General features: G+C 43.0%; 20 protein-coding genes, 2 tRNA genes and 1 other RNA gene. 15 read left to right on the top strand and 8 right to left on the bottom strand.

The genetic code is table 11. From position 1 onward, the window contains the following. Window positions 1–781 precede the first annotated feature (781 nt). Window positions 782–1,294, bottom strand: a complete 513-nt coding sequence (locus H3V01_RS07655; protein ID WP_198186395.1) for a ClbS/DfsB family four-helix bundle protein — start codon at window positions 1,292–1,294, stop codon at window positions 782–784. A 339-nt stretch (window positions 1,295–1,633) separates the two neighbouring features. On the opposite strand from H3V01_RS07655, the gene ubiU reads away from it, so the two are divergent. The 3 genes from ubiU to ubiT are packed head-to-tail and all read left to right on the top strand — an operon-like array spanning window position 1,634 to window position 4,008. After that, complete coding sequence (gene ubiU / locus H3V01_RS07650) at window positions 1,634–2,644, top strand: ubiquinone anaerobic biosynthesis protein UbiU (RefSeq protein ID WP_078475417.1); 1,011 nt, start codon at window positions 1,634–1,636, stop codon at window positions 2,642–2,644. 16 nt (window positions 2,645–2,660) lie between these two features. Beyond that, window positions 2,661–3,584, top strand: a complete 924-nt coding sequence (locus tag H3V01_RS07645) for a U32 family peptidase (RefSeq protein ID WP_198186460.1) — start codon at window positions 2,661–2,663, stop codon at window positions 3,582–3,584. After that, complete coding sequence (gene ubiT, locus H3V01_RS07640; RefSeq protein ID WP_037391978.1) at window positions 3,571–4,008, top strand: ubiquinone anaerobic biosynthesis accessory factor UbiT; 438 nt, start codon at window positions 3,571–3,573, stop codon at window positions 4,006–4,008. Before H3V01_RS07645 ends, ubiT begins: the two co-directional genes overlap by 14 nt. Window positions 4,009–4,083: 75 nt before the next feature. Here ubiT and ubiG read toward each other — a convergent pair whose 3' ends face one another. The 4 genes from ubiG to H3V01_RS07620 form a co-directional block, all read right to left on the bottom strand. Then, a complete protein-coding gene (ubiG, locus tag H3V01_RS07635; RefSeq protein ID WP_198186394.1) occupies window positions 4,084–4,833 on the bottom strand; it encodes a bifunctional 2-polyprenyl-6-hydroxyphenol methylase/3-demethylubiquinol 3-O-methyltransferase UbiG in 750 nt (249 codons plus the stop codon). A 5-nt stretch (window positions 4,834–4,838) separates the two neighbouring features. Then, window positions 4,839–6,503: an ArnT family glycosyltransferase gene (locus H3V01_RS07630; RefSeq protein WP_037391980.1), complete on the bottom strand. Its 1,665-nt coding sequence runs from the start codon at window positions 6,501–6,503 to the stop codon at window positions 4,839–4,841. Between the two features lie 112 nt (window positions 6,504–6,615). Continuing rightward, complete coding sequence (locus tag H3V01_RS07625; protein WP_219999562.1) at window positions 6,616–8,028, bottom strand: amino acid permease; 1,413 nt, start codon at window positions 8,026–8,028, stop codon at window positions 6,616–6,618. 310 nt (window positions 8,029–8,338) lie between these two features. Next, the gene (locus tag H3V01_RS07620; protein ID WP_198186393.1) at window positions 8,339–9,409 is read right to left on the bottom strand and encodes a metallophosphoesterase; all 1,071 of its coding nucleotides are present in this window, start codon (window positions 9,407–9,409) and stop codon (window positions 8,339–8,341) included. Between the two features lie 306 nt (window positions 9,410–9,715). Between H3V01_RS07620 and H3V01_RS07615 the strand changes: the two genes are divergently transcribed. Together H3V01_RS07615 and H3V01_RS07610 are read left to right on the top strand one after the other, a co-directional pair. Further along, window positions 9,716–9,791, top strand: a tRNA-Arg gene (locus H3V01_RS07615). Between the two features lie 313 nt (window positions 9,792–10,104). Beyond that, entirely contained in the window at window positions 10,105–10,998 is an 894-nt protein-coding gene (locus H3V01_RS07610; protein WP_198186392.1) for a DMT family transporter, read from the top strand. Between the two features lie 95 nt (window positions 10,999–11,093). On the opposite strand, the gene H3V01_RS07605 is transcribed toward H3V01_RS07610, so the two are convergent. The 3 genes from H3V01_RS07605 to H3V01_RS07595 form a co-directional block, all read right to left on the bottom strand. Beyond that, window positions 11,094–11,417, bottom strand: coding sequence for a rhodanese-like domain-containing protein (locus tag H3V01_RS07605; protein WP_198186391.1), 324 nt, complete (start codon window positions 11,415–11,417; stop codon window positions 11,094–11,096). 794 nt (window positions 11,418–12,211) lie between these two features. Then, the gene (locus H3V01_RS07600; RefSeq protein WP_025331461.1) at window positions 12,212–12,439 is read right to left on the bottom strand and encodes a ChaB family protein; all 228 of its coding nucleotides are present in this window, start codon (window positions 12,437–12,439) and stop codon (window positions 12,212–12,214) included. A gap of 337 nt (window positions 12,440–12,776) precedes the next feature. Beyond that, a complete protein-coding gene (locus tag H3V01_RS07595; RefSeq protein WP_037393349.1) occupies window positions 12,777–13,433 on the bottom strand; it encodes a protein-L-isoaspartate O-methyltransferase family protein in 657 nt (218 codons plus the stop codon). A gap of 590 nt (window positions 13,434–14,023) precedes the next feature. Here H3V01_RS07595 and tpiA point away from each other — a divergent pair. The 10 genes from tpiA (at window position 14,024) to ssrS (ending at window position 21,565) form a co-directional block, all read left to right on the top strand. Further along, the gene (gene tpiA / locus H3V01_RS07590; protein WP_198186390.1) at window positions 14,024–14,779 is read left to right on the top strand and encodes a triose-phosphate isomerase; all 756 of its coding nucleotides are present in this window, start codon (window positions 14,024–14,026) and stop codon (window positions 14,777–14,779) included. A gap of 14 nt (window positions 14,780–14,793) precedes the next feature. Continuing rightward, entirely contained in the window at window positions 14,794–15,156 is a 363-nt protein-coding gene (gene secG, locus H3V01_RS07585; RefSeq protein WP_025331458.1) for a preprotein translocase subunit SecG, read from the top strand. Between the two features lie 19 nt (window positions 15,157–15,175). After that, window positions 15,176–15,261, top strand: a tRNA-Leu gene (locus tag H3V01_RS07580). A gap of 236 nt (window positions 15,262–15,497) precedes the next feature. Further along, window positions 15,498–17,522: a prolyl oligopeptidase family serine peptidase gene (locus tag H3V01_RS07575; RefSeq protein ID WP_198186389.1), complete on the top strand. Its 2,025-nt coding sequence runs from the start codon at window positions 15,498–15,500 to the stop codon at window positions 17,520–17,522. A gap of 248 nt (window positions 17,523–17,770) precedes the next feature. Beyond that, window positions 17,771–18,010 carry an acyl carrier protein gene (acpP, locus tag H3V01_RS07570; protein WP_025331393.1) on the top strand — a complete coding sequence of 80 codons (240 nt, stop codon included), beginning with the start codon at window positions 17,771–17,773 and terminating at the stop codon, window positions 18,008–18,010. A 95-nt stretch (window positions 18,011–18,105) separates the two neighbouring features. Next, window positions 18,106–19,353: a beta-ketoacyl-ACP synthase II gene (gene fabF, locus H3V01_RS07565; RefSeq protein ID WP_025331392.1), complete on the top strand. Its 1,248-nt coding sequence runs from the start codon at window positions 18,106–18,108 to the stop codon at window positions 19,351–19,353. Between the two features lie 326 nt (window positions 19,354–19,679). Continuing rightward, window positions 19,680–20,657, top strand: a complete 978-nt coding sequence (locus H3V01_RS07560) for an NAD(P)H-dependent glycerol-3-phosphate dehydrogenase (protein ID WP_198186388.1) — start codon at window positions 19,680–19,682, stop codon at window positions 20,655–20,657. Window positions 20,658–20,751: 94 nt separating this feature from the next. Continuing rightward, on the top strand, window positions 20,752–21,084 hold the full coding sequence (locus H3V01_RS07555) for a hypothetical protein (RefSeq protein ID WP_037393362.1): 333 nt from the start codon (window positions 20,752–20,754) through the stop codon (window positions 21,082–21,084). Continuing rightward, window positions 21,077–21,379, top strand: coding sequence for a cell division protein ZapA (locus tag H3V01_RS07550; RefSeq protein WP_025331389.1), 303 nt, complete (start codon window positions 21,077–21,079; stop codon window positions 21,377–21,379). The genes H3V01_RS07555 and H3V01_RS07550 overlap by 8 nt, the downstream gene beginning before the upstream one ends. Window positions 21,380–21,385: 6 nt before the next feature. After that, window positions 21,386–21,565, top strand: a non-coding RNA gene (ssrS, locus tag H3V01_RS07545) — 6S RNA. Window positions 21,566–22,000: the final 435 nt, after the last annotated feature.

The following is a 22,000-nucleotide window of genomic DNA, read 5'->3' as shown; positions in this document are numbered from 1 at the left end:
AGCTTCTAATCCAGATATTTACCGTGACTAAGAAACGTCTTTAGAAATGTAGCAGAATAAAATCTGTAATCAGCCTACGGTAATTTGTATGTTGTTGTTAATAATTTTGCTTTAGAAGTTATATCCGGCTGGATAACGTAAAAAATAATCAGAACCATGCAGATACTGATTCATGAAATCAATGGCAAACATTATTTTGCATTTGAAGAAAAGCAACTTAGGCAGAAATGAATCGCTAAAATCTGTTTACTTATATTTGTCGGTATCAGTATATGTCTGAGCGATTGCCGTGTAATGAACTGACAGAATAGTGAATATGCAGAGAGAGCAGTAATAAAACAATTTAAATGATGAACAACATATTTGTTCTGTGTATGAAAAACGCGGAATACCTACATATGCAACTTACTCTTCAATGCAACAGCAATAATTGGGGTCTGAGTTCAAAACAAAAAGTAAAAATTAATAATGTAAGCATTGATAGTCTGATATATCAGCCCTGAATTTAATTTAATTATTTATTCAGAAAATAGTTGAAATTTATAATTAATAATAGTTTTACAGGATAATATTTTGATCATTATTAAAAATAGCTGAGAATAAAATTTAAATTATTAGAATAAGTTAAACAAAATTATTTTAAAATAATAACTATTTTGCGTAAATATAATAAGAATATTGACATTATAGTTAATAATATTCTTATATCATAAAGAATAAGCTAAAATGATATAGTTTAATCTATCGGAATATTTTGATAAATTTTAAAAAATAAATAAGCTTATTCGGCAATTTGTTTCAATAATTTATTCAATCGTCCTGTGGCATTTTTATAAGGGGAGGAGGTATTAAACTGAATCATGCGTCCGCGTGTGTATTTTTCATGCCAGGGCGAGCCATACAGCTCTTCATTACTAAAGCTATCAATAAGTGAAATCAGATTCTTTTTGTTGGTCTCCAGAAGAGAGAGTAGCTGTTTGAAATCGGTGATGTCCTGATAATCACGATAAAATTTCTGTGCCAGTAATCCCAGTTGATTCCATTTATATCCTGCTTCCGGAAAGGGAATTTTCTGCCCTGACTGTTCCTGTTTATGCCATGACAGCACCAGTTCTCCCCAGCCAATTAAATAAGACACAAGCTGTGCAGCGCTCATCATTGTACCTTTAGCATGGCCTTCCATCAGAGGCAGATAGGCTTTCTGTTCAGGTACAGCAGCCAGCTTTTTGGTCAGTAGTGTATAGTTTTTGTTAATTGCTTCAATTAGTTCCTGTTTAGATTCAGGTATTGCCATTTGGTTCTCCCTACCTTCAGACATTAACTATATGAACTATGTGGTACAGCATAACATATTTTGTGGCAGATAAATGGAAATGCTATGGTGATTCGGAAAATAAAACTACGGCAAAAGGCAGCTTATTTAGACAATCATTCTTATGTTCACTGTTATCTTTATTAAACTTTTTATTTATTTATGTATCTATTGGTTAAATAAATATTAAAAATATTTTGATTTAATTTTTGCTTGTTTATTGTCAATAAATTCGATTGTATTAAATGTTTTAATCCTGCGTTTGTGCAGGTATTGATACCTGCTGATTGATGTTTTTATTTATGGGGTTGGTGAAAACAGATGAGTAGGAAAATACCTGAACTGGTGTGCCCGGCAGGTAATTTACCGGCGCTGAAAATGGCAGTAGACCATGGAGCGGATACGGTTTATATGGGGCTGAAGGATGCAACTAATGCACGCAATTTTGCTGGTCTGAATTTTGACTATAAGTCGGCCGCTGAGGGAATTGCTTATGCACATCAGTACGGGCGTAAGGTGCTGATGGCAATTAATACTTATGCACAGGCCGGCGATGTACTGAAATGGCAGCAGGCTGTGGATACAGCGGCTGAGCTGGGCGTGGATGCGGTTATTCTGGCTGATCTGGGAATGCTGGCTTATGCGCGAAAAACACATCCTCAGCTGGCATTGCATATGTCGGTACAGGGGTCGGCTACGAATTATGAGGCGATTAATCTGGCTCAGGAGCTGTTTGGTATCAAACGGGTGGTATTGCCGCGGGTGCTGACTTTACCTCAGGTGGAACAGGTAATTAAACATACTTCTGTGGAAATTGAGGTGTTCGGGTTTGGCAGTTTGTGTGTGATGGTAGAGGGACGCTGTCTGCTTTCAAGTTATGTGACGGGAGAGTCGCCTAATACTTTCGGTGTGTGTTCACCGGCAAAATATGTTCGCTGGGAGCAGCATAACAACGGGATGGATGCGCGGCTGAATAATATTCTGATTGACCGGTATGGTGTGGATGAGCCGGCCGGTTATCCGACTTTATGCAAAGGGCGGTTTCAGGTAAATCAGGAAACGTATTATGCGCTGGAAGAACCAACCAGTCTGAATGTTATAGAAATTTTGCCGCAATTGCTGGAAATCGGTGTGGCGGCGATTAAGGTGGAAGGCAGGCAGCGCAGTCCGGCCTATACAGCTCAGGTCACTAAGGTATTACGGCAGGCTCTGGATATGGCAATACAAAGTCCGGAACAGTTCAGTGTTAATCCGTTGTGGCAGCAGGCACTGGCCAAAGTCTCAGAAGGCCAGCAGGTAACGCTGGGTGCTTATAACCGGCCGTGGAAATGATAAGGGAATGTAGATGATGCAACAGGGTAAACTGGCTTTATCGTTAGGGCCGATTCTGTTTTTCTGGCATAAGCAGCAGATTGTGGATTTTTACCGGCAGATGGCTGAGCAGCCACTAAAAACGGTTTATATGGGTGAGACGGTATGTTCCCGCCGGCAGGAGCTGAAAGTAGCCGACTGGATTGATTTGGCTCATGATGTTGCTACCAGCGGGCATGAGGTGATTTTATCATCACAGGTGCTGCTGGAGAGTGAATCTGATTTAAAGCGGCTGCGTAAACTGACAGAACAAGCTGATTTTCAGGTAGAGGCTAATGATCTTGCTGCGGTGAGGCTGCTGCATGCAAAGGGAATTCCTTTTGTTGCGGGGCAGGCACTAAATATTTATAACGAGCAGACGCTGACATTGATGCAGTCGCTGGGGGCTTATCGCTGGATTGCTCCGGTTGAGCTGGGCGCAGACCGGCTGGCCAAGATGATTGCGGCAGTGCCGGATATGACCTGTGAGGTATTTGGCTGGGGAAAATTGCCATTGGCTTATTCTTCACGCTGTTTTACCGCACGGCATTACAATCTGAAAAAAGACAGTTGTGAATTTAAATGTCTGGAACATGCTGATGGTCTGCTGCTGAATACACGCGAAAAACAGGCTTTTCTGACTATTAACGGGATTCAGACAATGTCTGCCGGCTATCATTCTTTACTCGCCAGTTATCAGCAGCTGATGGCTATTGGTGTGAAGTATTTAAGAATTTCTCCGCAAAAAGAGTATATGGCGGAAGTGATTGAATTGCATCAGCAGGTTCTGGACGGAGCAAAAAAGGCAACTTCTGCTTTATCTGAGCTTAAAATGCATGCAGGTGATGTACTGGTGGATGGTTACTGGCATGGTAAAGCCGGAATTAATCAATGCGAAGGGATGATACATGCAGGTGCCTGATAAAGTAATGCCGGTATTTTTGAAAAAGATAATTTCAGTACTGCCGGCAAAACCACCGGCATGGGTATTGGTTAATACCTTAAATCAGTTACTCAGAAGAGAGATATTACTGGCAGATATGTCTTTGCTGGCCGGACGTCATTTCCGGATTGTGGTATCGGATTTGGGGCTGGATTTATGTTTCAGTGCCGACAACGAGCGTTTTATGGCTGCTGATGCTGCTGATGTAGTGGATTTGTGTCTGAGTGCTAATACCGCCGATTTTATGAAGATGCTGTTGCGGCAGGAAGATCCGGATACGCTGTTTTTCAATCGCCGGCTGAAAATTGAGGGTGATACAGAACTGGGCTTGGTGGTAAAAAATCTGCTCGACAGTATTGACTGGTCGACTGTTCCTGTTATGAAGTCACTGGTAGGGCAGTAGCTACAGGCGGTGATTCAGGAACAGTTACAGCAGCCGGTATCTGGTTATGATACCGGCTTTTTACATAGGCAGTTATTAATCTAAAGGACGGCGGCAGGCAATCATGTAATTGACATCCAGACTGTCGGTAAGGTGATAGCGTCTGGTTAACGGGTTGTAGGTAAAGCCACTGCTACCCAGCCATTCCAGACCAGCCTGACGACACAGGCGTGCCAGTTCTGCCGGTGTGATGAATTTGCGATGATCATGGGTGCCATGCGGCATCAGTTGCAAGATGTATTCTGCTGCAATGATGGCTTGCATATATGATTTGATATTGCGGTTGATAGTGGAAAAACAAACTACGCCGCCAGGTTGGACTAATTGTGCACAGGCATGCACTACACTGCCCGGATCGGGTACATGTTCCAGCATCTCCATACAGGTAACTGCTCCGAAGCCGGCCGGCATTTCTGCAGCTAAATCTTCTACACTGACCATACGGTAGCTTACGTTGCCAACATGTTCCTGCATAGCATGTAACTGGGCGATTTTCAGGGATTTTTTGGCTAAATCGATACCAGTAACGCTGCTGGCACCGGCTTTTGCCATGGCTTCACTCAGAATTCCGCCGCCACAGCCTACATCCAGTACATCTTTACCGGCCAGCCGGGCATAACTATCAATAAAACTGAGCCGCAAGGGATTAATGTCATGCAGAGGTTTAAACTCGCTCTCTTTATCCCACCACTTATGTGCCAGCTGGCTGAATTTGTCGATTTCGCCGGCATCAACGTTGGCGGGTGCGGCCGGCAGACTGGTTTGTTGCTCTACTGGAGTATTCATAATTGTTATTCCTTTGTTGCAGTGGATTTAACCCACAAGGCGATGATGTTGTTTTTTTCACGCGGACGGGCACCAGACCAGATTTCATGCCATTCAGGCGGCGGAGTGGTTTTGGAGTCTCTGCTGATCAGACGATAGTTACAGTGCGGATTATCCGGCAGCAGAGGAATCCAGCTATATTGCTGCCATGCAATACGCATGCTAAAGCTATTCTGGTTAACACTGATGCAGTCATGCATATTAATAAAAGCCTGTTGTTGTTCTTCGCTCAGACTGTTTTGCATTTGCTGGACAACCGGCCGGGCGGATTTGGCTGCATCCAGCCATGGTAAGAACAGAGTAAGCAGCAGAGACCACACCAGTAATACGCCGGCAGCCCAGTTAGTGACTGCCTGTCTGCCGCGGATATGCTGTCGGGTAATGGCCCATAGCCATAATGGTGTCAGTACGCAGGCAACAATTACCGGAAAGTAGTTTACATCGTAGCGGTAGTACGGGCTGAAATAAACTGCCCGTTCGGCCAGTTTGGCCGGCCAGCCGTAATTCATGGCAATAAAGCCCAGCCAGAGAAATACAGCCAGAAAGCCGAAAGCCATAATGCCGAACCAGTTGAGAAATGCTATGGCGTTGCGACGCAGGGCATCCAGCTGTGCTGCTCCTAATACAGCCAGCGGTGGCAGGAGAAATACTAATAAATCCTGATATTGCTGTGGCAGCAGAGCAAATACAAGCAGAGACAGGCTCAGCCAGATAATACCGAGAATACCCCAGCGCAGATTGTTCAGTTTACAGCGTGTAGCTGTCCAGATGGCTAATGGCCATGCAGGAAAAGCAAACCAGATAAGATTTTTCAGGTAATACCCAAGTGAGAAATGTGCCTCAAAATGGCGGAAACCGCCGAATGGTGCGAGGGCATGGTATTGCCACCACAAATTGAATATATTGGCAGCAGTCTGATGTAAGGCCAGTGGCCAGATCAGCATCAGCGGTAAAGCACAGAGCAAGGAGATGAGTAATACCAGATGGTAGCGCCTGCTTTGCCATTTCGAATGCAGCAGCAGGCTGAATGCGATCAGAATCAGCAATAGCGGCCAAAGTAAACTGCCGGTTAAAGACAGAACTGCCAGACCGCCGCCGAGCATCATGCTGGCCATCATAATACGTCGTTCCGCCAGCGCAAAACCATACCAGCACATGGATGCACCAAGACAGAGAATCATGCTGTCGTTAATAAAGTGTGCCGGAATCAGCAGACCGGTACATCCTAATAAAATCAGTACCGCAATCCGGCCATAGCCACGCCCGAGAAATTCGCGTGCGGAACCGCCAATACAGGAAAACGTGAGTACTATAAGGATAACATTGGTAAGGCGGGTGGCTTCATAGACATCCATCCGTTTCGGGCTGAATAAGTGCTGACATAAGACTGCCAGCCATGTATATAACGGAGAAGCTTCCCAGTTTATGTCACCAAAAATAGTCGGAACTGCCCAGTTTGAAGTTTGCCACTGACTGACGGTAGTAAACAGATAAGGTTCACCCGGTGTCCATAAATCATGATGCAGTACACCCGGCCACAGCCACACAAATACCAGTAACAGCAGCAGCCATGAACGTTTTTTGTTCATCTGAGGTGAACTGCCGGATTTTGCGGGGGTATAGGTAAGCATGTGATTCTGACTGCAATAAATAATAAGTAAACGGGCTTAATGTTAGCTGAAAATGCAGCAGGCAGCCAGTTGTGGCTGCCTGTAGTCTGTATGATTAATGTAAATACTGGTTTTAATCGATATGTTTGCTGAGATTCACCTTGTCGAGAGGTACTTTACGAGTATGGTAGCGCAACTTGTGATACAGATAGAATGCTGCGAATACCGGCAGCCCCATATAGGTAATTGCAAAGCGCTGCCATTTAAAATCACCATGCAATAGTAACTGGCTGTCCTGACCGATTATCACCAGAATACACAGTAAAAGCGCCAAAATGGGGCCAAACGGAAACCATTTGGCACGATAAACCAGAGAATTCACATCATTACCCTGCCGCACAAAAGCACGCCGGAAACGATAGTGGCTGATGGCAATACCTAGCCAGGCAATAAAACCGGTAAGACCGGATGCCGCAACAATGTATTCGTATGCACCTTCATCGACACTTTCCAGCAGGAAAATAGCCAGTACGACAATTGCTGTTGCCAGCAATGCCAGTACAGGTACACCGCGACGGTTTACTTCAGCAAAAGTGCGGTGAGCCATGCCGTCTTTACCCATTGCATACAACATACGGGTAGATGCATAAAGACCGGAATTGCCGGCAGAAAGAATAGAAGTCAGAATCACAGTGTTCATTATGGCTGCGGCAAAAGCCAGACCGGCACGCTCAAATACCAGTGTAAAGGGCGATTTTGCAACCTGATCCACATCTGCACCGAGCAGAGCATCGCTGTTATAAGGAATAAGCAGACCTATTACCAGCATGGCCAGAATATAAAAAATCAGAATGCGCCAGAAAACCTGTTTGATTGCTTTGGGAATACTTTCCTGCGGGTTTTCTGACTCACCGGCAGTAATACCGATAAGTTCTGTTCCCTGAAATGAGAAACCGGCAATCAGAAATACACCGAGTACGGTAAAAAATCCGCCCGACCAGCCATGTCCGAGAATCGGTGCGTCGCCGATAGTGAAATTACTTAAGCCTATATACTGGCCGCCAAGAATACCGAAAATAGTCAGTACACCCACGCCCAGAAACACAATTACCGTAACTACTTTAATCAGAGCAAACCAGTATTCTGATTCGCCGTAGGCTCGTACAGATAAAATATTCAGCAGAAACACGAGAGCAAAAAACAGCAGGCTCCAGCTCCATGCCGGCATAAAGCGCAATGGTTCCCAGTAGGTAATGACCAATGAAGCTATGGAAATGTCGGCTGCAACGGTAATCACCCAGTTAAACCAGTAGTTCCAGCCCAGTGCAAATCCCAGTGACGGATCCACAAAACGGGCGGCATAGGTAGAGAAGGAACCGGAGGTAGGCAGATAAGTTGCCATTTCCCCGAGCGAGGTCATCAGGAAATACACCATAACCCCGATAGCCATATAGGCGAGCAGTGCTCCTCCCGGCCCGGCATCGTGAATGGCACTGCCGCTGGCCATGAATAATCCCGTACCAATACTGCCGCCAATGGCAATCATTGACAGATGGCGGGTTTTCAGATGGCGTTTAACTTGATTGGAAGAGGAGTTGGCGTCTGTCATTCTGGTATTGAGTAAATAATCTCTGGTATACATGAATGTATGGCAGTATCCGGCATACATTCATTACTCTGATACCGGCATAATGATGCAACGGCACCATCTGAAACAATGTCCAGTGTGCTATACCAAAGTGGATTGCAGATTAATGTATAAACAGCATTTGCCGGAGTTATTATCCTTTTTGCATATACTGTTTTGCTGTAAAAACGTTCATTATAACAAATGTATTGTTGACTGGCAGGATTATTCAGCGATTGCGTTGAGCAGGGCAGTATTTACCACTATTTAACATGATAAGATTTTCCGGCCAGCGCAATGCGGCCAGATGCATCCGGCTGTCTGCCGGTAAGATGGCATTTTTGCGCTCACGCCAGCGGGCACCTATGGAAAAATCCACACAGAATACCTGTTGCTGTTTACCCAGCCAGTGAGTTGGCGGTTCCAGAAACAGATCTTTGCGATGTTCGGCCACGCCTGCTGTACCATACCAGCTGCGCCAGTAATGCCCGATAATTACCGCCACCGGATCAGTATATTGCTGCCACCACGGTTTTCTTACTGTAAATCGCCAGCGGCCGTTTATATAAAATGGTTGCTGAGTTAAAGCCTGAATACCGCTGGTCAGTGCACGTATGGGATTATGGCAGCTACGTAATAAATCATAATGAGCAACACCGGGCTGAAATGGCATGGTGTAGTTTTCATCTTCCAGTTCTGTTTTTAGCTGCTGTGTTTCCTGTATATAAGATTCGTACCATTCAGTCTGGCGGAAATCATCAAAAAAACGGTTCTCCCAGTAGTGATACTGTTTAATCAGAGATTTTTCGCCACAATGAATCAGTTTATCAATGCTTTCCGGCAGCCATGCGGCATGTACAATGCGTAAATCGTCGCGTTGCAGAATCAATGGCCATTGTGCCATGGTTTCCTGTAGTTGCCTGCGCTTGTCTTTCGGATAATGCTGCCATGGTGCAAAATATGTTTCGTCCTGCGGACGGTTGTCAAAATACCAGCCCGAACCGTCTTTAGGATCATCAATCAATAAATTCAGCTCATGATTGCCAATAATGGTAAATGCATTTTCAGCTGCGACTGCTTGAATTACCCATTCGAGTACAGCCGGACTATCCGGTCCGCGATCACATAAATCGCCGACAAATACCAGTTTTCTGCCATGTTTATGCCGTCCGTTCTCATCATAACCGAGAAAATGCAATAATTGCTGTAAAGCTTCCCACTCGCCATGCACATCACCAATAACATCCAGTGCAGTACTGGCAGGAAGAGGACGTATAAATGAGCATGAATCAGAATACATATATGTGGCCTGTTAAACAGACCTGACAGCTGTCTGTAGGGATATTTCTTTGTTATAAAACAAAATTTAATGCACCAAAGTTATTAAACATAGCACAAAAATTTTACGTATGCCAAATTTACTGCAATTAATCTCTCATTTTGTGTGATTATTACCAGTTTGAATAAAAATATGAATAAAATATTTAATTTCATATGGTTGCTTTTTAGAAACAGGAGGAGGATAATTTTTATGTTATATGGGTATAGATTGCTTTTGCCAAATTGTCTGATTTGGGCTAAAATCTGCCACTCTTAATATTTATCAGCATCCATAGCTCAGTTGGAAGAGTGTCGGTTTCCGAAGCCGGAGGTCACAGGTTCGATCCCTGTTGGGTGCACCAGAATTTTTTAAGGGCTTTTAGTTTTGCTAAAAGCCCTTAAATTTTATGTGTATCAATTATTTTTGTTGATAAAGATATTTGATTTTAAATAACCTGTTACATTCTTTAATCATCAAATTATAATTGTTGCTATCATAATGTATTCATAATTATCTATCATATTGTTACAAAGATATTGAGTAATACATTCTGAACCATTTGCCTTACCGGAAAAAATTTATTAATTATTTAATTTAATATCAATAAAAGTTCAAACTGTTTTGGATAAAAAAATTCTGATGGTATTTGATTTGTATAAATAGAGAGATTTTTCATGCTAGTGTCAAAAAAAGCCCAGGGACATTTGATTGCGTTGTTTACGATATTTATCTGGGGAACAACCTATATTTCCACCAAGGTTTTACTAGCAGAATTTAAACCTATAGAAATTCTATTTTTCCGATTTATGCTGGGTTACTTTACTCTGTGGATTCTTGCTCCTCATTTTTTGAGCTGGCAGGGCATAAGGAAAGAGCTTTTGTTTATGGCTGCCGGTTTTTGTGGAGTCACCTGCTATTTTTTGTGTGAGAATATTGCATTAACTTATACAACAGCTTCTAATGTGGGGGTAATCGCCAGTCTGGCTCCGGTATTTACCGCCATTTTAGCGATGTTCTTTTTAAAAGCAGAAACACCTTCTCTGCGTTTTTATATTGGCTGTCTGCTGGCAGTTTTTGGTGTGGTCTTAATTAGTTTTAATGGTAAGTTTGTTCTTTCTCTGAATCCGCTCGGTGATTTTCTGGCAGTTGTAGCCTGTCTGTTCTGGGCTGGCTATTCGATTTTAACCAAAAAAAGCAGCAGTTTTGATTGCAATATTATTTTACTTACCAGACGCTTCTTTTTTTATGGTTTGATTCTGATGTTGCCTGCATTGTATTTATTTAATTTTGAATGGGGACTAGTACGTTTTTACAAGCCAGTTAATATGCTTAATATCCTGTTTTTAGGAGTAGGTGCTTCTGCAATCTGCTTTGTTTCATGGAATTATGCAGTTAAGTTGGTCGGGGCTGTTAAAATCAGTATTTATATTTATTTAGTACCTGTTATTACAATAATCAGTGCGGTACTTATTTTGAAAGAATCATTTAACTTAATTGCTGCTGCAGGTACATTGCTGACACTAAGTGGTGTGGTATTGTCACAGGGTAAGAGGAGTAAAAAGCAGTAATTACTATGTATTCTGACAATAATTAGAATTTTACTGTGCCAAAAAAAGCTCCGTGAATTAAGGAGCTTTTCAATTTAAAATGTCAATGCTGATAATTAATAGGTTGGTACACTTGCATCTACTTCATGTGACCATGCATTGATACCGCCGTTGAGATTATAGAGATTTTCGAAGCCGGCTTCCTGCAGATATAAAGCTACCTGCATGCTGCGCATACCAAGGTGGCAATATAAGACGATGGGTTTATCATCCGGTAATTCATTCTGACGTAACGGAATCATATTCATCGGAATATGTATAGAGCCGGGTATGGCTGCATACTGAACTTCATTATCTTCCCGAACGTCGAGTAAGACAAAATCCTGACTTTGCTGTTGCCATTGCTGCAATTGAACAGCGTTCAATGTTTGGATGCTCATATTATAAACTGATGTATGTAATGTCATTTATGGTTTAAATTATAGAAACTGATTTATTTCTCAGATTCTATTCGTACGTATTCAACCATAAAATTGGATAAGTTATCTACCTCAATGTATTCTCTTACTATAGTAAGAGTAATTTAAGCGTTTAGATTGTTACGATTATATTATTTAATCAAAAATCTTCCGTTTGTTTTTTGTCTTAAACTGAGTCAGCATTCATAATTTAAAGCTCTTGCTAAAATGGTGATAAAAATCTTCATTTGAAAGTTTCTGACAAAACCGTTTTGAAACTCCATCATGGTTTTATCTCTTTTCAGTTTATTCTGTCTGACTTTTTAGTATGTCCTATTTCTAATAAGAAATTCACTGTCTCAGTATGTGGTTTTAGAGGAAAGTAATGCCTATACCGCGCTAATTACGACAATGTTTTGTTAAATGGCATATATATAATCACTATACTTTGTTCTAGTGATGGTTGATAGTTATCAGACGATAACTGAAAGAAAATAAAACCTAAGTAGGTTTTGGTTTGATACATGAAATGTAATATTGACTAGTACTTCATTTAGCAGGAAAAAGTCTGGCGGTCAGGATGGTAAAAGAAATGTGTTCTCATAATTATCATTTGAGATACACACTATGCTTTGGAAAAGAGACTTACACCTGCATCCCGACAGTGTAATTAAAATAGAATCAACAAATTGATTGCCTTAAATGCAGGTTTGTGCTGCTTTTTTGTCGTTTACTCTTGCAGATTATTGCTGGTGGTATTAAGGCAATCACAAAGATTATTTGGGCTGCCACTTGCCATCTTTACCTTTATGGTAAGTTTTTTCTACTGCCGCCCACGCAACTTTATATGCAATGGTTTCGGCATCGCTGTTATCGCGGCGTTTTTTCGGATCCTGATATTCCTGAATTGCGTGATTAAAAGCTTCTTTGAAAATATCCTGTGCATGTTCAGGCAATGCCTGTTTTACTGCTGCCGGTAAGTCTGCGCGGGTTTGATAAGGCATGATTCTGCTCCTGAAGATAAAATTATTTTAAATATTACCAGAGCAATGAAATAAGTATTCGAAATTTCGGAATATCTTTTTTATTTTACAGTTTTTAAAACAATGTGTTGCTGTTTTTCAATATACTGGCTTATGGTTGCCGGGATTGCTATTTAAAGTAGTATCAGACAAAAAAATAAAAAATAAATTTATCTGTTAAATACTGATATTAATTAAAGTTTGCGGATGATTATTGATAGCCTGTCAGGTGTATATTGCCTTAAAAAAAAGAATTTTCTGATAGCAGCACAATTTTCAAAATGATAAATTGCGCTGCTTATTTTGAATTAAAGTTTGTTCAGAATTTAAACTGACTTGGTGCAGGTATTTCTAAGCTATGTAGAGCTGGTGCTACAGTTTCAAATAAAACAGTTTCTCTAAGCTGATTATTCTGACGTTCAAATAAAATAGCACGCATTACCGGCGCTTCACCGATAATAGCAACCATGCGCCCATCCTCTGCCAGCTGATCCAGTAATAAATCAGGTAGTTTGGGTAATGAACCGCCAACATAAATGGCACTGAACGGTGCGCCGGGGAGTTTGTCCGCCAAGCCATCACAGGTTTTATAGCTGATATTGGTATAGTCCATATCGCTAAGTATTAACTGGGCGCGCTGTTGTTGTTCAGCATCAATATCAACACTGATTACTTTACCTGCCATTTTTGCCAGTATGGCTGTAGCATAGCCGGAACCTGTGCCGATTTCTACTACAGTATCGGTCAGATTAAGTTTCAGTGCCTGAATCATTCTGGCCACGACTTTGGGTTCAAGCATTTTGCCACCGTTAGCCAGCCCGAGAGCCTGATCTGTATAGGCTACTTCCTGCTGCTGAGGCAGGACAAAACGTTCACGCGGAATGTCGGACAGGACATCCAGTAAATCAAAATCTAATACGTCCCAAGGACGGATTTGCTGCTCAACCATGTTATAGCGGGCGGTATTGAAATCCATGTCTGCTCCGAAATGCTGATACCCGCCGGGCGGGTGAAATAGTAAGTAGGTTTAGAAAGCAATATGCTCTGTTATTAGGCTTATTGTATACGAATATAGTTTAAGTGAATTATAAAACTATTTACGGTGCGGCAGTAGGGTATTGGTGAATCAATTCTGCTGTTCGGATTACAGGTAGTCAGACAGAATCATGTCTGATGCTTTTTCTGGCATGGAAAAAATCATACGGCTATTTATTCAATACGATATAAGATAATTGTTTTTAATTTGTTTTTATCTGTTTTTTTTGGCAGATAAGTAGATTTCCTTATGGCTGTTTTCTATTATTTTCTTTCTATTAGAAGATAGAAAGAATAAATCTGGTCAACAGAATTATTTTGATGAAGTTAAGACAATATTTACCTTGGGTTAAATGTGTATAGTTGCAGTTAAACATGTGCTTAATTCTGAGTAATGATAAGGCACAGATGGTAATTTTCCGTTACAATGCCGCCATTTTAAAGCTGAAGCTAATTTATGGCATGAATAATAGCTTTCTGTCATAGCCATACGCTCAGATTTGGCATGTTATTTGTCTTAAGGGAAAATATATGTGGCAGCAAAAGTGGGTAATAGGCAATTGGAAAATGAACGGCAGTAATGCAGCTAACCGCACGCTGCTGCAAGGATTGTTTCAACCTGTAAACGCGGCTGCGGCACAGGTATATTGTGGTATTGCCGCCCCGAATGTTTATCTTGCCGGTATCAGAGAATTTGCTGCCAATACAGCACTGGCTGTAGGCGCGGAAGATGTCAGCCGGTTTGCTGTTAATGGTGCTTTTACCGGTGAAGTAAGTGCACAGATGCTGGCTGATGTCGGAGCACAGTTTGTGCTGGTCGGACACTCGGAGCGCAGACAGTATTTTCAGGAAGATAATACTATTCTGCTGGAAAAGATGCAGAACAGTATTGCAGCAGGATTGCTGCCTATTTTGTGTGTCGGTGAAACACTTGCCGAACGGGATGCCGGACAGGAAGAGCAGGTAGTAGCTGCACAGTTGTCTTTGCTGGCAGAGGCAGATCTGAGTGAAGTAGCGGTGGCATATGAGCCGGTATGGGCTATAGGGACGGGGAAAGTTCCGGTTACAGAACAGATTGCCGCCATGCATGAGTTAATTTACCGGCAAATCTTGTCTTTATGTGGTAAAGATGTTAAAATCCGCGTCCTTTATGGCGGTAGTGTCAATGCGGGCAACGCGGCTGAAATTCTGGCTGTGTCACATGTTGACGGTGCTTTGGTTGGCGGTGCCTCATTGCAGGCTGACAGTTTTGCCGCTATTATTCAGGCTGCATATGCGCCTGCTTGATAAAAGTTGATATCATGGAAGCATTTAAAACCCTTATTTTAATCGTGAATATTTTCGCGGCGCTGAGTGTTATTGTGCTGGTGCTGATGCAGCAGGGCAAAGGTGCTGATGCGGGCGCGGCATTTGGTTCCGGTAGTGCTCAGGGTGTTTTTGGTGCAGCCGGCAATGCAAATTTCCTCAGTCGCAGCACTGCAATTGCTGCTACTGTATTCTTTGTTACCTGTTTAGCTTTAGGCTATATTTCCACACACCGGCACAGCGGGCTGGATTTTAGTAATGTGAAACCGAAGCAACAGGTAGTAGTACCGGCAGCTACACCTGCCAGTGCGCCAGCCGTACCGGCAAAACCGGCACAAAAACCGCTGATACCGGAATAAACAGTTTTTACAGTTAATTGCCGACATGGTGAAATTGGTAGACACGCCATCTTGAGGGGGTGGTGACCTCAGGTCGTACGAGTTCGATTCTCGTTGTCGGCACCATATAAAAATTAACAATTTATATTTTGTACATCGTATATACGAATGTGTGTGGCTAGTAAAAAGCATAATGAAATTATATTGTTGATTTTATTTAAATAATAGGGCAGCCTGTCTGGGCTGCCCTATTTGTTTATATTTATATCTGTATACCGTCTGATTCGTCCGGCCAGATAAACAGTCTGCTATATCAGAAGTGTTATATGGATTAAAAGATATAAATTATTGGAAAAATAAAGATGACAGATGCTGATCCTTTTGTGCATTTTGAAGACCTGGATAGTGAACTAACTCAGACTTTTATTCACCAGGCAGATGCAGCTGCTCAGGCTGAGTTTGCATCGAGTGATGAATATACAGCGGTGCGTGATGATATTGTGACTATGTTGCAGGATGAGCAGCAAATTCCTTTTTGTCAGGAACACCGTGCACGTATGTATCATTTTTATCAGTCAGCGGAATTTCCGAAGGGTGTGTACAGGGTATGTTCTGCGGCCAGTTATCGTGCAGGCTTGCCTGAATGGGAAATTTTGTTTTCAGTAGCTGATTTTGATTCTCTGCTTAACGATGATGTGTACTTACAGGGAGTGGCTCATTATGTGCAGGCACCGGAGCATGTATTAATCAGTCTGAGTGCGGGCGGATCTGATGCTGCTTATACAATCGAATTTAATCTGGCTGAGCGTAAAGTTGTCGAAGGCGGTTTTCATTTTCCGCTCAGTAAAAGCATTATTAGCTGGCGTGATACTGAAAGCGTATGGGTATGTCCGGCCTGGGATGAGCGGCAGTTAACGCAGACGGGCTATCCCAGGCAAGTGTGGCTGATGCGCCGCGGACAATCTTTTGCGGAAGCACTGCCGATACTGGAAATGGCCGCAGAAGGCATGATGGTTAATGCCTGGCGTTATCTGGATAGCCAGGGCGCACCGATTGATTTACTTGAAGCAGCAGAAGGGTTTTATCACAAACAGTATTATCAGGTACTGGCTGATTTTAGTGTTAAACCGCTGGGATTGCCGGATGATTGTGAATTGATGGGTTATCTGTACGGGCAATTGCTGGTGCAGTTACGCAGTGACTGGCAGCGGGCAAATAAATCCTATCCGGCAGGCAGTCTGGTGGCAGTGAAGTTGCATAAAGGTGAGCTTGGCGCGGCTGAGCTGATTTTTTTACCAACTGAAACTCAGGCTATTGAAAATATTGAAACTACACGACGGTTTGTGTTGGTGTCCATACTGGATAATGTGCATAGCCGTTTGCTGGCGTGGCATTTTGCAGATAGCCGCTGGCAGGAAATTACTTTGCCGAATTTGCCGGAAGGTGCACTGGAAATTACTGATCAGCCGTGGGGCGGTGATGTGGTGTATCTGGCAATCAGTAATTTTCTTGAGCCTCTGACTTTATATACGCTGGATATACATCTGGGTGAGTTGTGTGTTATGCGCCGCCAGCCACGGCAATTTAATCCGCAAGGAATGCAGGTACGGCAATTTAATGCAGTTGCAGCTGATGGCACATTTATTCCTTATTTTCATGTTGGTAAACAAATCGGTGAGGATACGCCAACAATTGTTTATGTGTATGGTGGTTTCGCTATGCCGCAACTGCCGTATTATCTGGGCAGTATTGGCAGGCACTGGCTGGCCAGAGGCTATGCTTTTGTGCTGGCAAATGTCCGTGGCGGAGGTGAATTCGGACCATTATGGCATCAGGCTGCTCAAGGGATTAATAAACATATCAGTGTTGGTGATTTGCTGGCTGTGCTGCATGATTTATATAAACATCATCGAGCTGTGGCAGCACATACAGCGATACAGGGCGGTAGTAATGGTGGTCTGGTAGTAGCATCTGCTTTCTGCCGTGAGCCGCAGAGTATGGGAGCAATGGTGTGCGAAGTGCCACTGACAGATATGTTGCGTTACCCTTATCTTTCAGCAGGTTCTTCGTGGATTGATGAATACGGAAATCCTGAAAATTCTTTGGAAAGACCGGCATTAAAGCTGCTTTCTCCTTATCATAATTTGGGTGATTTGCAACACTATCCGCCGGCATTGATTACTACTAACCGGCACGATGATCGTGTGCATCCGGCACATGCACTGAAATTCTATGCACGTCTGCGGCAGCTGAAGCAGCGGGTATGGCTGGCAGCACCTGATACTGGCGGGCATGCTGGTGGCGGGACACAGGAAAATACAGCAGCGGAGCTGGCTCTGATTATGAATTTTTTATATAAAACTATTGTTAATAATGATTCAATATAAATCATATTGCTTGTCGCAAAAAATCAGGCTGTGCTAATATGGCTGCCGCTTGCTGTTAAATTTGCACTTGGGTGATAAGTAAAAGTGCGGTGAAAATCACTGAAAACCACGGAAAAGACGGCAAAAAACAATTTAAATGGAAAACTCTATTTTTATTAGGTACAATAATATCAACAACTAAAAAAGTTGATTTATTCAATTAACCCTGTCCGCACTTACTGCCGGGCAAAGAAAAGAAAGATCAGTCAATGGATAATAATATCGAACAACGTGTGAAAAAGATTGTTGCAGAACAATTAGGCGTGAGTGAAGCTGAAGTAAAAAATGAATCTTCTTTCCAGGAAGATCTGGGTGCTGACTCACTGGACACCGTTGAATTGGTAATGGCTCTGGAAGAAGCTTTTGGTTGCGAAATTCCGGACGAAGAAGCTGAAAAAATTACTACCGTACAACAAGCTATCGACTTTGTTGGCGCTCACTTGAATTAATTCCGTTTAGTGTTGGTCAAATTCAAATTCCTCTGTCGAAATAAGGCGCTTTTTTCGTCTGATTCGGTAGAGGTTTTTTTCTTACGAGCAAAATTATGAGTAAAAAAAGAGTAGTCATTACCGGCCTGGGTCAGGTATCTCCTGTGGGTAATGATGTAACCACAGCATGGCAAAATCTACTTGCAGGTAAAAGCGGCATTGGCACTATTACCCATTTTGATGCTTCGTCTTTAGTTTGCCAGATTGCCGGTGAAGTTAAGAATTTTGATGTAACTCAGTACATCAGCGCAAAAGAAGCACGCAGAATGGATTCGTTTATTCATTTTGGTGTAGCTGCTGCGATGCAGGCAATTGCAGATGCCGGGCTGGATGACATACCAGGGCTGGATAAAACCCGGGTAGGGGTGAATATCGGTGCCGGTATCGGTGGATTACCTGCGATTGAAGCAACGGCACGGACTGTTGTGGAACACGGGGCACGTAAAATTAATCCGTTTTTCATTCCCAGTTCTCTGATTAATTTGATTTCCGGTCATGTTACTATTCTTAAAGGTTATCAGGGACCGAGCTATGGTATGGTTTCAGCCTGTACCACCGGTGCGCACAGTATTGGTGATTCTGCCCGTCTGATTAAGTATGGTGATGCAGATATTATGATAGCCGGCGGGGCAGAGGCGGCTATTTGTGAGCTGGGTGTAGGTGGTTTTGCTGCAATGAAAGCATTATCAACCCGCAATGATGATCCGGCTACAGCATCCAGACCATGGGATAAACAGCGTGACGGCTTTGTGATGGGTGAAGGTGCCGGGGTAATGGTGCTGGAGGAATATGAGCATGCACGTAAACGCGGTGCCAGAATCTATGCTGAACTGGTGGGCTTTGGTATGAGTTCAGATGCATATCATATTACTGCGCCCAATACTGAGGGGCCAGCACTGGGTGTGACACGTGCTCTGAAAGACGGTGGTTTAAATCCTGAAGATATTGATTATGTGAATGCTCATGGTACATCGACCCCGCTGGGTGATGTAAATGAAACCAATGCATTAAAACTGGCTTTGGGTGAGCATGCTAAAAAACTGGTTGTGAATTCAACTAAATCCATGACCGGCCATCTGCTGGGTGGTGCCGGCGGTGTGGAAGCGGTATATACAGTAATGGCTATTCATACCCAAAAATCTCCGCCAACAATCAATATCTTTGAACAGGATATTGAAGCGGGATGTGATCTGGATTATTGCGCCAATGAGGCGCGTGATTTGCCGATTCGTGCAGCTATTTCCAATTCGTTTGGTTTTGGTGGTACGAATGGTTCACTGGCGTTCAAACGCTTTGAGGATTAATCATTTTTAAATGTATTTTATGAGCACAGGTTGTCTGACAACAGGCAGCCTGTGTTTTTCTATTCATGCAGCTATGATTGAATTGAGCGGATTAATACCCGAAGCGCTCTTTGCAGACTGGTGCATGATGTGAATCAGCTGTATTCTGCTAATTTGGTACGGTATTTCAGGCAACCTGAGTCTGAGTTTTTGGATACAATATGTTTCGTTAAAGCTGTTTGTGCCGGTAATGAATGAAATGCCGTATTTGTAAGTTATCTGGCTTCTGAAAGTATTGAGAAACAGGGCAGTTATTTGCTGATAGTTTGTTAAAGGGAATATTTGACATGAATATTGGTGTGCTGGGTGCAGGAGCGTGGGGAACGGCTCTTGCCATTCACTTTTCTCTGCATGCACACAAGGTCTGGTTATGGACACACAATATCCGGCATGTGCAGCAATTACAGCAGGAGCGGGTAAACAAACGGTATCTGCCTGATTTTGTTCTGCCAGAAAACCTTTCTGCTGTTGATGCGTTTGCGCCGGCAGATTTAATCATTATTGCCACACCGGTATCTGCTTTGCGGGAAAGTGCCCGGAAGCTGGTTGAGGCCGGTATGGGTAAAGTACCTGTTATTGCAGCCTGTAAAGGATTTGAGCAGCAAACCGGCTTGTTACCGCAGCAGGTACTGGCAGAGGTTATGCCCGAGAATAACTGCATCGGTGTGCTGTCCGGACCAAGTTTTGCACAGGAACTGGCTCAGCAGTTACCTTGTGCTGTTACGCTGGCATCGGAAAATTTTGCCTGGATTCAGTCTCTGGCGGCTGCACTGAATAATACTGTTTTGCGTTTATATGCGAATGCTGATGTGATCGGGGCGGCAGTAGGCGGGGCGGTAAAGAATGTCATGGCTATTGCAACGGGGATTGCAGATGGTCTGCACTACGGGATTAATGCTAAAGTGGCATTAATGACACGGGGTATGGCAGAAATATCGCGTCTGAATCATGCTCTGGGTGGTCAGGCAGCAACGTTAATGGGTTTGTCCGGTATGGGGGATTTGATTCTTACCTGTACGGGATCACTGTCGCGTAATCGCCGGGTAGGTTTATTGCTGGCAGAGGGTAAATCACTGCCTGAAGCATTAACTGAACTTGGACATGTCGCCGAAGGTGTATATACTGTAGAAGAGGTTTGCAGGCAGGCGGATTCACTGGGGGTTGATATGCCGATTGCCAATATCCTGAAACAGCTGTTTCATGGTCGTACTGAGGTACAGGCAATGGCAGAAATTCTGATGGAAAGAGCGCCTAAAGCGGAATAATAATTATTTGTTATAACGAAAAAAAACCGGATTAGCAGTACTGAGAAATCAGGTAATTCATGCTGCATTAATTAAGGACGGAAGCGGGTAGGGAATGGAAAATCAATTAGAACAACTGGAAGATAGTGTTAAGCGGCTGGTAATACAATTCAATTCTCTTTTGGCAGAAAAACATCAGCTGACTCAGCAGCTGGCAACTGCAAAAGAACAGTTACACAAACAAAATGAAGATTTTCAGTTAGAACGTGAACGGATACGTAGTCAGCATGAGAAGGAAAAATTTCATTTACAGGAAAGCATGCAAACTACTATTGACGGGCTGATTGCTGAAAAGAACCGCACTACTTCGGTAGTGAAAGCATCCAGTGATGAGCTGCTGCGGCTGCTGCAACGGCTACCTCAAATGCAGGAGGATTTAAATGGATGAAATTCAACAGGTTCGTGTGGAAATTCTTGGTCGTCCTTTTAATATAGGCACGCCCAGAAGTGAACACGAAACGTTGATGCAGGCAGTAAAAATGCTGAATGAAAAAATTACTGCTATTCAGAGTTCCGGAAGAATTGTTGAAACAGATAAAATTGTAATTATGGCTGCGCTCAATCTGGCTCACGATCTGCTCAAACTGACCGTGCACGGAAATTTGGCAATTGGCGATTATGAGCGTAAAATGCAGGATATGATACAGTTGTGTGAAAGTACACTCACACTTGTGGTAAAATAAAGTTTTCTTCCCCTGCGGTGTTCGTAAGGACATATATTCCTTTGAACCAATAATTCGCTTTTTTGGCGGTTGGGTAATGGTGGGCGTGAGCATTCCCTGTGAATGAACCCGAAGCCATTCGATACTGCCAGCCTTGTCCTCAAGGTTCAAGCGGATGGCGTCCAAACCGGCACCTGCGGGGGAAACTTTCATAAACAGGCTGTCTGATGATTCAGGCAGCCTGTTTTCATTAGGCGATTTGCCGGATGTGTCGGTTAGCTGCGTAGCACTCGCTGAATTTCCAAGCTCCGGCGGCTTAGTTGAATGACAAAGGTTTTATGGGTAGTTTGGTGGCCGGATATATTTCTTTCAACTGTAGAAGTATGAATTAATGCTTTTTGGTCTGTATATTTATATTACTACCCGCTTTACTACTGCTGAATAATCAACTAGCCAGTTTTTAACCCAGATTATTGCTGTTTACTTGAACAAATCAGGTAAAATTAACGCTGTAATAATGTGCTTGTGCACTGGCTGATCCACTGAATGCTGTTATTTGTAATTTTCAGTATATTGCTTAGAAAGCTGAAAGTTCAGCCGGCCGGTTTTCTCTCATTTTATTTCGGATAAACCAGATAATAA

Origin of the sequence: Snodgrassella sp. M0351 (assembly GCF_016100575.1) — a bacterium.
GTDB lineage: Bacteria > Pseudomonadota > Gammaproteobacteria > Burkholderiales > Neisseriaceae > Snodgrassella > Snodgrassella alvi.
The sequence above is the reverse complement of the archived record's forward strand: the minus strand, read 5'-3'. Positions and strand labels throughout refer to the sequence as shown.

Coding starts and splice junctions, on each gene's coding strand:
- H3V01_RS07655 (WP_198186395.1), bottom strand. CDS start 1,294: ATGGCAATACCTGAATCTAAACAGGAACTAATTGAAGCAATTAACAAA.
- ubiU (WP_078475417.1), top strand. CDS start 1,634: ATGAGTAGGAAAATACCTGAACTGGTGTGCCCGGCAGGTAATTTACCG.
- H3V01_RS07645 (WP_198186460.1), top strand. CDS start 2,661: ATGCAACAGGGTAAACTGGCTTTATCGTTAGGGCCGATTCTGTTTTTC.
- ubiT (WP_037391978.1), top strand. CDS start 3,571: ATGCAGGTGCCTGATAAAGTAATGCCGGTATTTTTGAAAAAGATAATT.
- ubiG (WP_198186394.1), bottom strand. CDS start 4,833: ATGAATACTCCAGTAGAGCAACAAACCAGTCTGCCGGCCGCACCCGCC.
- H3V01_RS07630 (WP_037391980.1), bottom strand. CDS start 6,503: ATGCTTACCTATACCCCCGCAAAATCCGGCAGTTCACCTCAGATGAAC.
- H3V01_RS07625 (WP_219999562.1), bottom strand. CDS start 8,028: ATGATTGCCATTGGCGGCAGTATTGGTACGGGATTATTCATGGCCAGC.
- H3V01_RS07620 (WP_198186393.1), bottom strand. CDS start 9,409: ATGTATTCTGATTCATGCTCATTTATACGTCCTCTTCCTGCCAGTACT.
- H3V01_RS07610 (WP_198186392.1), top strand. CDS start 10,105: ATGCTAGTGTCAAAAAAAGCCCAGGGACATTTGATTGCGTTGTTTACG.
- H3V01_RS07605 (WP_198186391.1), bottom strand. CDS start 11,417: ATGAGCATCCAAACATTGAACGCTGTTCAATTGCAGCAATGGCAACAG.
- H3V01_RS07600 (WP_025331461.1), bottom strand. CDS start 12,439: ATGCCTTATCAAACCCGCGCAGACTTACCGGCAGCAGTAAAACAGGCA.
- H3V01_RS07595 (WP_037393349.1), bottom strand. CDS start 13,433: ATGGATTTCAATACCGCCCGCTATAACATGGTTGAGCAGCAAATCCGT.
- tpiA (WP_198186390.1), top strand. CDS start 14,024: ATGTGGCAGCAAAAGTGGGTAATAGGCAATTGGAAAATGAACGGCAGT.
- secG (WP_025331458.1), top strand. CDS start 14,794: ATGGAAGCATTTAAAACCCTTATTTTAATCGTGAATATTTTCGCGGCG.
- H3V01_RS07575 (WP_198186389.1), top strand. CDS start 15,498: ATGACAGATGCTGATCCTTTTGTGCATTTTGAAGACCTGGATAGTGAA.
- acpP (WP_025331393.1), top strand. CDS start 17,771: ATGGATAATAATATCGAACAACGTGTGAAAAAGATTGTTGCAGAACAA.
- fabF (WP_025331392.1), top strand. CDS start 18,106: ATGAGTAAAAAAAGAGTAGTCATTACCGGCCTGGGTCAGGTATCTCCT.
- H3V01_RS07560 (WP_198186388.1), top strand. CDS start 19,680: ATGAATATTGGTGTGCTGGGTGCAGGAGCGTGGGGAACGGCTCTTGCC.
- H3V01_RS07555 (WP_037393362.1), top strand. CDS start 20,752: ATGGAAAATCAATTAGAACAACTGGAAGATAGTGTTAAGCGGCTGGTA.
- H3V01_RS07550 (WP_025331389.1), top strand. CDS start 21,077: ATGGATGAAATTCAACAGGTTCGTGTGGAAATTCTTGGTCGTCCTTTT.